The sequence below is a fragment of the Sporosarcina ureilytica genome, assembly GCF_001753205.1.
Taxonomy (GTDB): domain Bacteria; phylum Bacillota; class Bacilli; order Bacillales_A; family Planococcaceae; genus Sporosarcina; species Sporosarcina ureilytica.
This window is the reverse complement of the sequence record NZ_CP017560.1, coordinates 504,279-520,143: the sequence shown is the minus strand read 5'-3', so window position 1 is coordinate 520,143 and position 15,865 is coordinate 504,279. Positions and strand designations below refer to the sequence as shown.

The 15,865-nt window shown below is 40.3% G+C and carries 14 protein-coding genes; 7 read left to right on the top strand and 7 right to left on the bottom strand.

Translation table 11 applies throughout. The features are described 5' to 3' along the window. Positions 1-91 precede the first annotated feature (91 nt). Together BI350_RS02645 and putP are read right to left on the bottom strand one after the other, a co-directional pair. Entirely contained in the window at positions 92-790 is a 699-nt protein-coding gene (locus BI350_RS02645; RefSeq protein ID WP_075526721.1) for a VOC family protein, read from the bottom strand. A 63-nt stretch (positions 791-853) separates the two neighbouring features. Further along, on the bottom strand, positions 854-2,335 hold the full coding sequence (putP, locus tag BI350_RS02640) for a sodium/proline symporter PutP (protein WP_075526720.1): 1,482 nt from the start codon (positions 2,333-2,335) through the stop codon (positions 854-856). Positions 2,336-2,503: 168 nt separating this feature from the next. Here putP and BI350_RS02635 point away from each other — a divergent pair, with 168 nt between their 5' ends. After that, positions 2,504-2,971, top strand: a complete 468-nt coding sequence (locus BI350_RS02635; RefSeq protein WP_075526719.1) for a nucleoside deaminase — start codon at positions 2,504-2,506, stop codon at positions 2,969-2,971. A gap of 46 nt (positions 2,972-3,017) precedes the next feature. Here the strand turns inward: BI350_RS02635 and BI350_RS02630 are convergent, their stop codons facing one another. After that, positions 3,018-4,652, bottom strand: coding sequence for an AMP-binding protein (locus tag BI350_RS02630; protein ID WP_075526718.1), 1,635 nt, complete (start codon positions 4,650-4,652; stop codon positions 3,018-3,020). Positions 4,653-4,914: 262 nt separating this feature from the next. Between BI350_RS02630 and nfsA the strand changes: the two genes are divergently transcribed. Next, positions 4,915-5,646 (top strand): oxygen-insensitive NADPH nitroreductase, encoded by a 732-nt coding sequence (nfsA, locus tag BI350_RS02625; protein WP_075526717.1) that lies wholly within the window; start codon positions 4,915-4,917, stop codon positions 5,644-5,646. A gap of 11 nt (positions 5,647-5,657) precedes the next feature. Next, positions 5,658-6,824: a class I SAM-dependent methyltransferase gene (locus BI350_RS02620; RefSeq protein WP_075526716.1), complete on the top strand. Its 1,167-nt coding sequence runs from the start codon at positions 5,658-5,660 to the stop codon at positions 6,822-6,824. A 106-nt stretch (positions 6,825-6,930) separates the two neighbouring features. On the opposite strand, the gene BI350_RS02615 is transcribed toward BI350_RS02620, so the two are convergent. Then, positions 6,931-8,871, bottom strand: a complete 1,941-nt coding sequence (locus tag BI350_RS02615; RefSeq protein ID WP_075526715.1) for a GTP-binding protein — start codon at positions 8,869-8,871, stop codon at positions 6,931-6,933. A 106-nt stretch (positions 8,872-8,977) separates the two neighbouring features. Here BI350_RS02615 and BI350_RS17020 point away from each other — a divergent pair, with 106 nt between their 5' ends. Next, positions 8,978-9,154 carry a hypothetical protein gene (locus tag BI350_RS17020; protein ID WP_168157240.1) on the top strand — a complete coding sequence of 59 codons (177 nt, stop codon included), beginning with the start codon at positions 8,978-8,980 and terminating at the stop codon, positions 9,152-9,154. On the opposite strand, the gene BI350_RS02610 is transcribed toward BI350_RS17020, so the two are convergent. Beyond that, a complete protein-coding gene (locus BI350_RS02610) occupies positions 9,151-9,816 on the bottom strand; it encodes a Dph6-related ATP pyrophosphatase (protein ID WP_245698290.1) in 666 nt (221 codons plus the stop codon). The two genes, BI350_RS17020 and BI350_RS02610, sit on opposite strands and share 4 nt — an antisense overlap. 19 nt (positions 9,817-9,835) lie before the next feature. Next, positions 9,836-10,444: a GntR family transcriptional regulator gene (locus BI350_RS02605; RefSeq protein WP_075526714.1), complete on the bottom strand. Its 609-nt coding sequence runs from the start codon at positions 10,442-10,444 to the stop codon at positions 9,836-9,838. A 174-nt stretch (positions 10,445-10,618) separates the two neighbouring features. Between BI350_RS02605 and garR the strand changes: the two genes are divergently transcribed. The 3 genes from garR to BI350_RS02590 are packed head-to-tail and all read left to right on the top strand — an operon-like array spanning position 10,619 to position 14,306. After that, complete coding sequence (garR, locus tag BI350_RS02600; RefSeq protein ID WP_075526713.1) at positions 10,619-11,521, top strand: 2-hydroxy-3-oxopropionate reductase; 903 nt, start codon at positions 10,619-10,621, stop codon at positions 11,519-11,521. After that, entirely contained in the window at positions 11,514-12,935 is a 1,422-nt protein-coding gene (locus BI350_RS02595; protein WP_075526712.1) for a four-carbon acid sugar kinase family protein, read from the top strand. Before garR ends, BI350_RS02595 begins: the two co-directional genes overlap by 8 nt. A gap of 18 nt (positions 12,936-12,953) precedes the next feature. Continuing rightward, the gene (locus BI350_RS02590; RefSeq protein ID WP_075526711.1) at positions 12,954-14,306 is read left to right on the top strand and encodes a GntP family permease; all 1,353 of its coding nucleotides are present in this window, start codon (positions 12,954-12,956) and stop codon (positions 14,304-14,306) included. Positions 14,307-14,362: 56 nt separating this feature from the next. Here BI350_RS02590 and fumC read toward each other — a convergent pair whose 3' ends face one another. After that, the gene (gene fumC / locus BI350_RS02585; RefSeq protein ID WP_075526710.1) at positions 14,363-15,748 is read right to left on the bottom strand and encodes a class II fumarate hydratase; all 1,386 of its coding nucleotides are present in this window, start codon (positions 15,746-15,748) and stop codon (positions 14,363-14,365) included. Positions 15,749-15,865 lie beyond the last annotated feature (117 nt).

Genomic DNA, 15,865 nt, shown 5'->3' with positions numbered 1-15,865 from the left:
CAAGCCAGCCCCTTTCAGTCATCTCTAGTTAATTCCACTTTATCATATGACTTTTCACGTACCAAATAAAGCAACTTGTCGGAGCAGGCGATTATCGGTGTTGTATCGCAACTTCGATTAACCTTTCTTTCGTTTCCCTTACCGATTTCTCAATAAATTTCACGTTGCAATTTGGAAGGCGAATCATCGTATTTTCAATTAATTTGACACCTAATAAAGATGCCCAACTTTCTGTTATTTCTTCAGGTTTTTCAACGCTAAAAAGACATTCCGTTACTTCTAGTTTTTCATTGGCTGGCAATAAGGTTCCATCTGTACGTAATTCGTTGAACCTTGATTCCTCATCGGTCTGCCATTCAATAAAGAAAGGATAAGGCAATGCATTTGAAGGCGCTTCTTGAATAAATAACATTTTCCATTTTCGTACATCGCCGTGTATGGTCTTCCGCTCCGCATCTAATACCCCTGATGTTTCATAACCTTTTTCAATTAATTGTTGGTTGAAATCAGCAATGTCATAGACCGAAAAACAAACTGTTCCCCAACTTTCCCCGTCTGGTAAATCATGTAATAATAATTTTACAAGCGGCTGGTCTGATTTTCGGGCAATTGTTTCATGTTCGATAGATAACCATTCGACATATGCATTTCTTACATACATAAGTGCATTATGGGTCCCCCATTTCTCATGACTACCACCAATCACAGTATGCCATCCTAACCCTTGTTGTTCTTTCACAACCTCAACCGGCGATTTCTTTGTAAAATACACAACATGATCTAGTTTCATTCCCCCACTCCCCCTTAGCACGCTAATAAGTGAAAAGCCCGTGGCAATGCCACAGGCTTCTTCTTACTTCTCTTGTTTAAGCATATCAATTGCTGTTTTAAACTCATGATCAATTTCAGCATTTGGTTGATACGTTGCCTGACTAACAAAGTATGTAACAATCCAACAAATGATGAAGCCCGGAACGATTTCATATAACATGTCCGATAATGCGTCCACATTCCCCCAAATTAATACGGTAATCGCACCCGCAACCATTCCCCATAAAGCGCCTTTTGCTGTAATCTTTCTCCAATATAAAGAAAGTAAAATAATTGGCCCGAATGAAGCACCAAACCCTGCCCATGAAAACGATACGATACTTAGAATCGACTCGTTGTTCGGCCATGCAAGCATGATTGCAACAATCGAGACAACGAGAACCGCCATTCTCCCTAAAAATACATATTGTTTATCAGACGCGTCTGTTTTAATAACCGCTTTATACAAATCTTCGACAAGTGCCGAGGATGTCACGATTAACTGTGAAGAAATTGTACTCATAACTGCAGCAAGAATCGCAGCCAACATAACTCCCGCGATTAGTGGATGAAAAATAATTTGACCAAGTACAATAAACACCGTCTCAGCATCATTTAACGAACCACCGTTTTGTTGAAAAAAAGCAATTCCGATAAGCGCAGTTGCCACAGCCCCAAATAAACTGAGGAACATCCAGCCAATCCCAATACGACGGGCACTTTTGAGCTCTTTAACCGAACTAATCGCCATAAACCTGACAATAATATGCGGTTGCCCAAAGTAACCGAGTCCCCACGCAACAGCAGATAAAATGCCGAGGAACGAAGCACCTGAAACGAAATTCAACAACTCTGGATTCACTTCTCGAATTGAAAATGCCGTTTCAGAAAACCCACCTGTCATGAATAAACCAACAATTGGAACGAGTAAAAGCGCTAAAAACATCGTAACGCCTTGTACGACATCCGTATAACTTACTGCTAAAAACCCACCAAATAATGTATAAAAAATAACAACAGCAGAGACGATTAACAATCCAGTGTGATAGTCAAGTCCAAATGAACTGTTGAAAAACTTTCCTCCTGCGACCATTCCCGATGATACATAAAACGTAAAGAAAATAAGAATAATAATACTGGATGCTATACGAAGTACACGAGAACTGTCTTTCAAACGGCTTTCTAGAAAACTAGGAATCGTAATAGAATCCCCCGACACTTGCGTATAAGCTCGAAGTCTAGGTGCCACAAGCACATAGTTTAAATACGCGCCTAGCGTAAGACCAATCGCAATCCATGCTTCGACAAGACCATTTAAATAGATTGCACCAGGCAACCCCATAAGCAACCAGCCGGACATATCCGCAGCACCCGCACTTAATGCCGTTACTGCTGGGCCAAGCGAACGTCCTCCCAACATATAATCTGTTAAATTCGTGGTTTTTTTATAAGCATAATAACCTATAAATATCATGGCTGCCATATAGAATACGATGGCAATTAATTGATACATATCATTTGTCATTTGTATTTACATCTCCTTCCATTGCATCCAGTATATCACCTCTTTTCACATTAAAGAATACGCTTTCATAAATTACTTGACGAATCATGTACAATAGAAATATATTCCTTTTCTTTGAACGTCAAATTTCCCAGGAAATAATTACATTTCGACAAGGAGGATTTTTCGATGAATCACAAAAGTTGGTTAGATAAAACCGTTCAAATGGCGGTTAAAAACGTAAAAAACGGTGGTGGACCTTTTGCGGCAATTGTCGTAAAAGATGGTGAAATTATTGGAAGCGGGACGAACCTTGTCCATCAACATCACGATCCATCTGCCCACGCTGAGCTCTTAGCCATCCGTGAAGCATGTGCCAAGCTTGCGTCTATTGATCTTTCATCGGCAACATTGTATGCGAGTGGTGAACCGTGCCCAATGTGTCTAGGTGCTGCTTATTGGGCAAGTATTGGACATATTTATTATGCATGTAGCAAAAATGAGGCGTTACAACATGCCAATTTCCCAAATCCATTAGCCGAGTATTTCCCAGACCAAGAAAAAGCACCGGAAGATCGCCAAGTACCGTTCATTCAAATTGAGACGGACGATGCACGCTCACCATTTCACGAATGGAATAAAAGAAACAACGAGTGAACATAAAAAAGCGTATTCCCTGAATAGGAGAATACGCTTCTAATCTTTATACTTTAATCAAATCTTTCGATATTTCCTGGAGCTTAAATTTCATGATTTTTCCCGACGCAGTCATCGGATACGCATCTGTAAATTCGACATAACGCGGAATTTTATAATAGGAAATATTCCCTTTACAAAATTCCCTTACAGATTTCTCATCAATCGTGGCACCCTTTTTAGGAATAATCCAAGCCATTAGCTCTTCCCCGTACTTCGGATCTGGCACGCCAATGATTTGGACATCTTCTATCCCAGGATGTTTATATAGAAACTCCTCTATTTCACGCGGGTAAATATTCTCCCCACCTCGAATAACCATATCGCGAATACGTCCCGTAATATCGATATACCCGTCTTCATCCATAATGGCAATATCTCCAGTGCGTAACCAACCATCTTTATCTATCGCTTCTCGCGTTGCTTCTTCGTTATTATAATACCCTTTCATCACATGGTAGCCCCTTGTCCACAATTCACCTGGCTCACCCACTTCGACATCTTCTCCCGTTGTAGGATCGACTACTTTCACTTCAACATGTGGATGCGGTTTTCCAACAGTCGATACCCGCTTTTCAATCGGATCATCTGTCGTAGTTTGCGTAATAACCGGAGACGATTCCGTCTGCCCATAGCAAATGGTAATTTCACTTGCCCCCATGTCATTGATGACACGACGCATGACTTCAATTGGACAAGTCGAGCCCGCCATAATTCCCGTTCGAAGCGAAGATGTATCGTATTGAGGAAAGTCCGGATGATTCAGCTCCGCGATAAACATTGTCGGAACTCCATGAAGAGCAGTACATTTTTCATCTTGAACAGCTTGAAGTACCTTTTCAGCATCAAATTGCTCAACAATAACCATCGATGAGGCATGTGTAACCGCTGCCAATGTTCCTAGCACGCAGCCAAAACAGTGAAAAAATGGTACAGGGATACAAACCTTATCCTTCTCCGTTAATTTCATGCGATCTCCGATGATTTTCCCGTTGTTCACAATATTATTATGCGTTAACATGACGCCTTTTGGAAAACCTGTCGTCCCCGACGTATATTGAATATTGATCACATCATCAGGGTCAAGGGATTGAAAACGTTCTTCCAGCTGTTCATCCGAAACGTTAGACGCATGTGCCATGAGATCGGACCACTTATACATCCCTTCTTCTTCACGTTCAGTCATTAAAATCACGCGTTTGAGACGCGGCAAGTTTTCGCTAACAATGTTATCCCCACGACTTTCAATAAGTTCAGGACAAATCGTTCGGATAATATCTATATAACTTGTCCCCTTAAAACTTTCATCTAATATTAATGTAGTAGAATCAGATTGTTGTAATAAGTACTCTAATTCTGCAGCTTGGTAATTCGTATTTACTGTAACCAAAGCTGCCCCCATTTTTCCTGTTGCATATTGACTTAGTAGCCACTGTCGTTTGTTATCAGACCAAATTGCGACATGTTCCCCTCTTTCAATCCCCATGCCGATAAATGCCTTCGCTAATAAATCTGTTTCCTCGTCAAACTCTTTGTAAGTTTTACGGATGCCATGCTCCGGATACACATATGCCTCTATATCTGGATAGGTCCGCGCTTGTTCCCTTACAATTTCCCCAACTGTTTTTCGAAGTAATGCCATTCCATTCCCCCCTCGCCTATCTATTATCGTATAATTCTGAAGGTTTGTCCATAACTGATAATCGTCTTTTATCGATTATGAATTGAGGGCGGCCTGTCATCGGAATCATTTGGAATGCATGGTGAAATTCAAGGGCTTTCCAAAATTCTTAAAAACATTCTATTTTAGGGATAATCGAACGTATTTCAAGTTATATTACTTCGTTCCCTGGTAAATTCTTTGGTACGCTTATCATATGAAAAAAATTTAAGGGGGAAATCCAATGACCATCAACTTATTAACGAGTCATGCATCTGTTCGAAAGTATAAAGATGTGAAGGTGACGAAAGATGACCTTCATGAAATTATTTTAGCGGGGCAACATGCCGCAAGTTCTAACTTTGTCCAAGCCTACTCTGTCATTCATGTGACCGATCCAAATAAAAGAAAACAACTTGCAGAGCTCTCTAAAAACCCTCAGCAAATTTCAACGGCAGGCGCAGTCCTTGTCCTATGCATGGACTTTTATCGAATTGAAAAAGGGGCAAGCTTATTAGGAAAGGAAATTGATTATCGTCAGGCAGAAAATTTACTTGTCGCGACGACAGACGTTGCTTTATTTGCACAGAATATGGCGATTGCAGCGGAATCTAAAGGGTACGGCATTTGTTATATTGGTGGTGTTCGAAATGCGCCTGAAGAAATTAGTGAATTGCTTAATTTACCAGCAGGTGTTGCACCGATGTATGCGCTGACCATCGGCGTTCCAGACGAAGACAATGAAGTGAAACCTCGATTGCCGATAGAAGCAATTTTACACGAAAACAGCTATGATGAAGAAAAATATAATGAACTTATTCCTGAATATGATCAAACGATGAAGACGTATTACCAAAACCGCGGGGCCAATCAAAAAGACATCACTTGGTCCGAATCGATGACCGCATTTCTAGGCACACCGAGACGCCTTCATATGAAAGAGTTTTTACAGAAACAGGGATTTGATTTTCAATAGGAGTAGATAGTATGCAGTTTGAAGAATTGCTCACAAAACTGACGGAACAACTGACGAATGGCACGTTTGCGGGTGGCACAATTAGCCAGCCACGCATGAAATCTGACGAATTAAAACGTGTTCGTTTAAAGCCAGTTGAACTTCGCGGCGCATTGCATATTCAATTTGAATACCAGTACGAACGAGTGTTAAATCACGAAAACATTGCCATCGAAAACGTTTATGATGAACTTGAAAACTTATTAAATCGATTTCGCCAAGTACATGCGGAATTCACGAATGAAACCGTACATGTCCAAATTTCGAAAAAGTTCAAAGTGATGTGGAAAGGAAAGAAAACCGCATCAACGAAAGAAGTTGATCTTTCCCATAATCGAAAAAAGAATTATTTATTAGATGAAGAAACTCCCTATCCTTTCTTAGTCAGATTGGGCGTTCAAACACCAGATGGAAAAGTACGGAACCAACATCAAGACAAGTTTAGGCAAATTAACCGTTTCGTTGAGTTTATCGACGACTCACTTTCCTACTTGCCGAAAGATAAAACCATTCGTATTCTTGATTTCGGTTCCGGAAAGTCCTATTTAACATTTGCGTTATATCATTACTTACACATTGAAAAAGGCCTCGATATTAAAGTGACTGGGCTTGATTTGAAGAAAGAAGTGATTGAAGAATGCTGCAAAATTGCGGAGGATCTCGGCTATGAATATCTTGAGTTTCTTGTTGGAGATATCAACGATTACAATGAAGAAACGTCAGTCGACATGGTCGTTACACTTCATGCCTGTGATGTTGCTACAGATATGGCGTTAGGACGTGCCGTAAAATGGGGGGCCAAAGTCATTTTAAGTGTTCCTTGCTGCCAACATGAGTTATTTTCACAAATAAAAGCGCCTGCACTCGATGTCATGTTGCAACATGGTCTAATTAAAGAGCGATTCTCATCCCTGGCAACCGATTCAATTCGTGCGGAACTATTGTCACTCGTAGGTTATGAAGCACAATTACTGGAATTCATTGACGTAGAACACACTCCAAAAAACGTGCTCATTCGTGCTTATCATACTGGCCGAAAACCAGCTGCTGACGAATTCACACGCTATGAAGAATTCCGCGATATGTTACATGCAAAGCCATTTTTAGAGAAAGAACTGGAAGATTTACTGAATCAATAAGTTAAGCCATTCACACTTGTTGGAGTGTGAATGGCTTTTATTTTACGTTAATGGTTATTACTCTATCATTTAAAATCATTGCGAGCAGTTTTTATTTCAATGAAACTTATAAACAATGCATCGCATCTTTCGCTTCATGCCACGGCACTGGGTATCCTTTGCCGTTCGCACAGAAAATCGACGTGGACGTGTATTCGGGGTCTGCATTTTTATCATAGCCAATCATGTCAATGACTTCGTCAGCATTGTGACAGACATCATAACCGCTAAACTTCAAACTAAGCGCCCCTTTTCCATTTGTAATGGACGCAAATGTTTGGCTGTAGTTCATGAATGTTGCTACTGGGACTTTTCCGTTAATTATTGTATGGTTGCCAATTGTTTCTGGTGGCTGAAAAGTTCCGTGTGCTTGTTGAATATCTGAAAGAATACGCCCCATCATATCGAGTTCAACTTTTATTTTAAAGTCATAATAAGGCTCCAACAAAACATTCTTCGCTTGTTCGAGTCCTTGGCGAAGTGCACGGTGTGTTGCTTCTCTGAAATCACCGCCCGACGTATGCTCATGATGGGCTCTTCCTGTTAGCAGTGTAATGTTCACGTCGGTTAAGCCTGAACCCGTTAAAAGTCCGTGATGTTCTCGCTCAAAAATATGTTGGCGAATTAGGTTTTGATTCCCTATCGATAAATCATTTGCATGGCACTTGTTTTCGAAAGAGATTCCGCTATTGCGTTCTGCAGGCTCTATTTTCAAATGAACTTCAGCATAATGTCGCAACGGTTCAAAATGTCCATAACCGATGACAGTTGTCTCGACTGTTTCTTTATAAAGAATTTTTGGCGTACCAAAATGAACTTCAATTCCAAAACGTTCTTGCACAACCTGTTTCAGTACTTCCAATTGAATCGTTCCCATTACATGTACATGGATTTCCTCAAAATGTTCATTCCAAATCACATGTAATGAAGGGTCTTCTGCATCTAGCATATAGAAGCATTTTAATACTTCTTTTACATGAATCGAAGCATCGAACTCGACAGTGGATGTTAAAGTCGGCACTAATTCAAAAGTTGTGTTCTCTTCCAACACACCTATGGAGTCCCCAACAGTCGTGTTTGTTAATCCCGTTACAGCGAACAATGTCCCTGCATGAGCCTTATCAACCGCCTGATACTTACTCCCGTTATACAGTCGGATTTGTGTGATTTTCTCCGCATGCTCACCGTACTTCACTTCATCCCGCACGCGAAGCATACCACTTAAAGATTTAAGGAAGGTTACACGATTCCCGCTCTCGTCATGGCGAATTTTATATACTTTTGCTGTGAATTCCCCTTCATCTGAATAGGTCGTTTCTGTTAAAGCATCTAACAGAGCTAAAAATTCAACAATACCAATATCCTTTAATGCAGAACCACTTGCGCAAACGAAAATTTGGTTTTCTTGAATCATGGTTTTTAACGTTTCTAACCATAATGCTGCATCATAACCAACTTCCAAATAGTGGTCGAGAAGTGCTTCATTGCGCTCCGCAATAAATTCAATTAACCCTTCTTGCATAACACCATCTTCAAAATCATTTGTGAAGTCATACACATCCTCAGTTAAATTCGTCTGAATGTCTTGCATGACGTTTTCAACATTTGCGCCTTCCCTGTCAATTTTATTCATAAAGAAAAACGTCGGGACACGGTACTTACGCAGTAATTGCCAAACAGTTTCGGTATGTCCTTCAACACCGTCAACCGCGCTAATAATTACAATCGCATAGTCCATCACTTGAATGGCTCGTTCCATTTCTGGTGAAAAATCGACGTGTCCAGGGGTGTCGATCAGGGTATACATTGATTCGCCATACGTAAACATTGCTTGGTCCGCAAATACAGTAATGCCACGTTTTTTTTCAATATCGTGCGTATCTAAAAACGTGTCTTGGTGGTCAACACGGCCTCTGTGTCGAATGCTATTTGTATGATAAAGTAGCTGCTCTGAAAAAGTTGTTTTTCCGGCATCTACATGTGCTACTACGCCTATTGTTTTATACATGAAACCCCTCGCTTTACTTCAAATGCTTTTCTTTAGTATAGCATTTGTTCGCTTAGGCAAAATAAATGCTATACTGGAACGAATCGAAAGTTTGGAGGTAGTACTTATGAAATATTCAGTTCAAAAAATGGAACAGCTAATGAAGATTAGCCCAAAATTAGAAAGTCGTTTAAAAAAGATTATGAAAGAACATGATCTAGAAAGACATTATGCACTAAAAGCTCTATACCATGCAGAAATTAAAGACGGCGGACGTCACCAAAGAGATTACCAAGAACTTTAATTTTCCAATGAGACCGGCATAAAGTGATAATTGTTCTGAACAATTACTTCATCAAACTTAATCGGTACACGTTCTTTAAAGATTGGTCCATCTACAACGACCGTATGGAATTCACCAGATTCACCACAGGAATCGATGCCAAGTGCTTCCAATTCATCCATTAGTTCAATCGTAAATTGTCGACCGATGAATTGAGCTGGCACTCGTTTCGTATCAATAACAATGACATAAGCTTCAAACCCTACAGCTATAAATTCTTCTAATATTTTTCGTCGCGGCTCCATCCACAATGGATGAATCGCCTTCATCCCTACTTTTTTACAACTATTTTGAACCCATTCTAAATGATCTTCTAGATCGATATCGCCAAAGACGCCATTAGAAATCCCTTCATCTACACAAGATCTCATTGCACTCAAAAATTGTTCTTCATAACCTGCCCAATCCGCTCCACTAATCATTGATGGAACACCGAGTTGCTTTGCTTGTGCCTGGACTACTTCAATTGGCAACGCATGTGATTTTGACCTTTCCTTATCTTCTTCAAACATTGTCCATAGCTTTTTCGGGACTGCTCCCGCCTTTAACGCGCGATAATAGGCCATCGCCGAATCTTTTCCCCCACTCCAAGACGCAACAAATGGTTGACGATTCATAGTCATTGACATCTCCCCCTGAAATTCAATTCACAATTTCCAATGAAAACTCTAAATCAGCTTTCAAATGTTTTTCCATCAACGTACTTGCCTGTTCAGGATCTCGATTAGCAATCGCCTGGCAAATCAGTTCATGTTCATCTATTAAAAAAGGCCTTTTATATAAGACGACTGCTCGACTGAAGAGATAAATAATAGATTGCATCTTATCTACAGTATCTATCATAATCGGATTTCGACATTCCCGAACAATCATATCGTGAAATTTCTTATTTGCTTTAACAATTTCCTCTGAATTCCCCGTTCTAGCGATTTCAATGCATGTTTTCAATTCCTCAATATCTTCTTCTATCATATAAGACGCCGCCATCTTTGCTGCGTGACATTCGATTAATATTCGCATTTGGAATAAATGCCTTAAATCTGTTTCTGTTGGTTTATATACTTTCTTTCTTTTGATTAAACCTTCTTGTTCTAATCGCCGGATTGCTTCTCGAATTGGCGTTCTACTTACACCAATTTCTTCAGCAAGTCTCGCTTCTACTAACTTCATCCCACCCGGGTAAGTTCCATCTAAAATCTGATCTCTAATGATCTCATAAGCCTGTAATTGGGCGGTTCCAACTGTACGCATTGTTCTCCCCCTTCCACACTTCTTCTACTGTAAGTATACAAGAAGGGCAATACGCTTTGTATAAAAATAGATTGTATACATTTTAAATTTAATGTATACAAATCTGAAATCTTAGTATATAATCGATTTCAAATCAGTGAAATTACTTTTATGAACACATAAAGGAGAATCATCATGAATATAGGTTTTATTGGACTTGGCATTATGGGAAAACCAATGGTGCTTAATTTATTAAAAGAAGGCTTTCAAGTAAAAGCTTTTGACGTGAATGAAAATGCTAGAAAAGAAGTCGTAGCTTCCGGTGCATTGGAAGCGCTATCTCCTCTTGAGGTTGCAAGAGAAAGCGATTTCATTATCACGATGCTTCCTAATGCGGATATCGTAAAGGATGTGCTTCTAGGAACAAGCGGGGTAGCTGAAGGCGTCAAACCTGGGACTGTCGTAGTCGATATGAGCTCGATATCTCCAATCGACTCTACCTTTATTGCAAATGAATTGTCTAAACTTGATGTTGCATTTTTGGATGCGCCCGTGAGCGGTGGGGAACCGAAAGCAATTGATGGCACAATGTCAATTATGGTTGGCGGCGATGAAGCAGCCCTTGAGAAAGCGCTACCAATTCTACGTGCGATGGGTAAAGATATTACGCATGTTGGCGGAAGCGGCAGCGGCTCAACGACGAAGTTAGCGAATCAGATTTTAGTAAACGTTACAATTGCGGCAATGTCAGAGGCGGTTGTGCTTGCAGCAAAAGCTGGGGTCGATGTTGAAAAAATGTACCAAGCTATTCGCGGAGGACTTGCTGGAAGTGCCGTACTTGATGCAAAAATTCCACTTGTACTTGATCGGAATTTCGTTGCAGGAGGACGCATCGATATTAACTTGAAAGATTTAACGAATGTCTTAGATGCCGGAAGAGATATCGGTGTTCCAATGCCTTTAACATCAAACGTTGTAGAAATGTTCCACGCGCTAAAAGTTGATGGAAAAGCAGCGGATGATCACGGTGGGTTAATTCAATACTATGAAAAACTAGCAAACTATGAAGTAATGAAAGGAGAAAAAGAAGTTGAATAATGTTGCTGAACGTGTCAAAAAGCTTCCAGTTTACGGGCCTGAATTAAATGATATTTGGAAAAAGGAACGCGCTTCATTTTCCCATAAAATCATTGTACTGGATGACGATCCAACAGGCGTCCAAACGGTTCACGGGATCCCTGTCTTTACGGATTGGTCGGAAGAAACAATTTGCGATATGTTCGAAGAGGATCGACAATTAGTTTTTCTTCTAACAAACTCCCGTGCATTTTCCGTAGAGAAAACAAAACAAGTTCATACGGACATCGCCGAGCGAATTGCACGTGTTTCTCAACAACTAACTATTCCTTTCGTACTAATCAGTCGTGGTGACTCTACCCTTCGTGGGCATTATCCATTAGAAACTGTTGTCTTAAAAGAGACGATTGAAAAAGAAAGTTCTGTTCATTATGACGGAGAAATTATTTTACCTTTCTTTAAAGAAGGCGGAAGAGAAACGATAGATGACGTGCACTACGTAAAACAAGGCGAACAATATATTCCTGCCGGAGAAACGGAATTCGCGAAAGATCGAATGTTTGGCTTTACGAGCAGTCATTTAAAAGAATGGATTGAAGAAAAAACATCCGGTGCCTACTCAAAAGAGGATGTCCTTTCTATTTCTTTAGAGGAGTTACGTACACTCGACTTCACGTCTATGGTGAATAAACTACTTCAATTAAAAGACTTCCAGAAGCTTATTGTCAATGCCGTCACGGAGGACGATGTGAAGGCGTTTTCAATCGCCCTATTACGTGCGATAAAAGCTGGGAAGCATTACTTATTCAGAACGGCCGCTTCCTTTACAAAGGTCATTGGCGACGTTTCATCAAAGCCTTATTTAACTAAGGATGAATTAATCACCGAATCAAATCAAAATGGCGGTTTAGTTGTCGTTGGTTCTCATGTTCAAAAAACGACTGACCAACTTAATCGTTTGAAAGAACTTGCTGATATTCATTTTGTAGAATTCAATTGTCATCTTGTGACGAATGAAGACCTGTTCGCGGAAGAGATTGTGCGTATCCAACAACTGATAAATACTAAAATTGCTGAGGGTACTACAGTTTGTGTCTACACATCTCGCGAAAGATTGGATTTGGAAGACGGACGCGAAGAAGAAGAACTAGCACTTTCAGTTAAAATTTCAAACGCTGTCACGCAGTTTGTTCATAAATGTAATCCGCAACCTCGTTATGTAATCGCGAAAGGTGGAATTACCTCAAGCGATATTGGAACAATCGGTTTGGAAGTCAAAAAGGCAGAAGTCATGGGACAAGTAGCCCCCGGGGTACCTGTTTGGAAAACGGGTGGAGAAAGTATTTTCCCACACATTCCTTACATCATTTTCCCAGGTAACGTTGGCGAAGATGATACTTTGAAACGAGTAGTGCAAGCACTGCAATCCAAATAATGAAAAGAGGTACGGGAAATGATTGAAGGCAATTTGCTCATTGTGATTTTTATATTATCGTTAGCAGCTTTATTCTTTATGATTTTAAAATTAAAAGTAGAACCATTTTTATCTTTAATCGGTGTAGCGCTCGCAACCGCAATCGTACTTGGCTTCCCACTCGCCGAAATTCCTTCCGTCATTGTAACTGGCTTCGGAAATACGTTAATTGGCGTAGGGATATTAATTGGGCTCGGTGTTATTTTTGGGCAATTTCTTGGTGTATCCGGTGCAATTGAAAAAATCGCACAAGCCGTTCTACGTATATTCGGCGTAAAACGTTCTGCTGCAGGACTCTCCTTAACAGGGGTTGCCGTTTCAATTCCAGTATTTTTCGATGCTGCTTTCGTCATTTTAAGTGGGCTTGTCAAAAGCTTATCAAGAAGAACGGGGATTTCCATCGTTACTTTTGTTACAGCATTAGGTGTCGGTCTTATCGTATCGCATAGTATGATTGCACCTACTCCCGGACCTTTAGTTGTAGCTGAAAACACTGGTGCAGATCTTGGATTGTTTATCTTTTATGGTCTCGTTTGTGCAATCCCCGCAGCAATCGTCGGTGGGTATCTATACGGATCATTCATCGGTAAAAGAATTAATCCTATCTTAGAAGAGGATCATACGGAAGAAGAGCCTATTCAAACAAATGAACAACCAAGAAAAGAAATTTCTACTGGACTTTCATTCTTTATGCTTGGATTGCCAATCGTCTTAATTTTATTAAATACTGTCACTAAGTTATGGTTAGACGAGGGTCCACTATCGAATTTCCTAGGGTTCATCGGAGATAAGAACGTCGCTTTATTCATCAGTGTTATTGTTGCATTAATTGTTCTTCGTCCTTATATCAATGTACCGTACGGTGAATTATATAATGAAGCAATTAATTCAGCTGGTATGATTATTTTAGTAACAGGTGCTGGTGGTGCATTTGGTGCTGTCATTAACCAAAGTGGTATCGGGGATCATTTAATCGCAACGATGCAAAGTTGGAGTATTCCAGTGTTCATGCTTGCATTTATTTTCTCCCAAATCCTACGCGCTTCTCTTGGTTCTGCCACAGTCGCGCTCGTTACGACTTCTACAATTCTTGGCCCTATGGCAGTAGAACTCGGCGTTTCGCCTGTATTGCTCGGACTGGCAATTTGTGCGGGTGCAATTGGCTTATCGCTTCCAAATGACTCTGGATTTTGGGTTGTTAACAGATTTGGTCGCCTTACAATTCCCCAAACAATTACAGCTTGGTCCATTGGCGGATTTATAGCCGGCTTGACCGCACTGACGATGGTTTACATTTTAAGTCTCTTTAGCGGCATATTACCAGGACTTTAAAGATTACAAAAGGCGTCCCTTTAGTAAATGGGGACGCCTTTTGTATGTCATCTATATTATGAATTGCCAATCATTTTTGATGGATCAACATATTCGTCAAACTGCTCTTCTGTTAATAAACCAGTTGCGAGTGCAGCTTCTTTCAATGTTGTGCCATTCGCATGCGCTGTTTTCGCAATTTTTGCCGCATTTTCATAGCCGATGTGCGGGTTCAATGCTGTAACAAGCATCAATGAGTTTTTCAATAAACCGTCAATTGTCTCGCGGTTCGGCTCAATTCCGATTGCACAGTTATCGTTAAAACTAATGATAGAATCGCTCAGTAATTGAACAGATTGTAAGAAGTTATAAATAATGACTGGTTTGAAAACGTTTAGCTCAAAGTTTCCTTGGCTCGCCGCAAATCCAATCGCCGCATCATTCCCCATCACTTGTGCAACAACCATTGTAATTGCTTCACTTTGTGTCGGATTTACTTTTCCTGGCATGATAGAACTGCCTGGCTCATTTTCAGGGATTGTAATTTCACCGATACCTGAACGTGGCCCACTTGCTAACCAACGAACGTCATTCGCGATTTTCATAATGTCTGCCGCTAGCGCTTTAATTGCACCGTGCACGTAGACAACTTCATCATAACTTGTAAGTGAATGGAACTTATTTTGTGCAGAAGTAAATTCAATGTCTACTGCTTTACTAATTTCAGCCGCTACTTTATCGCCAAAACCTGCTGGTGCGTTTAAGCCTGTTCCAACTGCCGTTCCACCGATTGCAAGTTCTTTCATGGATTCGACGCTATCCGCAATCATTTTTTCCGTCTTCTCAAGCATACGGTGCCAGCCGCTAATTTCTTGTCCTAATGTAATTGGCGTTGCATCTTGTAAATGCGTACGGCCAATTTTAATAATATCGTTAAATGCTGCAGACTTTTCCGCAAATGTTGTTTTTAATTTATCAATCGCTGGTAGTAATTGTTCTTGAACAGCGATTACGCCTGCTACATGGAGTGCTGTTGGGAATGTATCGTTTGAACTTTGAGATTTGTTAATGTCATCGTTTGGGTGTAGACGTTCTTCCTCGCCCCACTCTTCTAAAAGTTCATTCCCACGATGTGCAAGGACTTCGTTCATGTTCATATTTGACTGTGTGCCGCTTCCAGTTTGCCAAACGACAAGTGGGAAGTGGTCATCAAGTTTGCCTTCAATGACTTCCTCAGCAGCCGCGGAAATCGCTTTCATTTTTGCTTCTGAAATATTACCAAAAGAATGACTCGCAATTGCAGCTGATTTTTTCAAATGGGCAAACGCACGTACAACGCCCATTGGCATTTTCTCTGTGCCAATTTTAAAGTTTTGTTTACTTCTTTGCGTTTGCGCACCCCAATGTTTGTCAGCTGGAACTTTGATTTCACCAAAAGTATCATGCTCAATACGAAAATCCATCTTTACTCCGCCTTCCATCTATGTAATATTCAATATCTTCTTTATTATACCATGCAATTCTATTGTTGCTAGAGCGCTTTCACTAGTTTCACTCTTGTAATTTAAATTCGAAAAGAA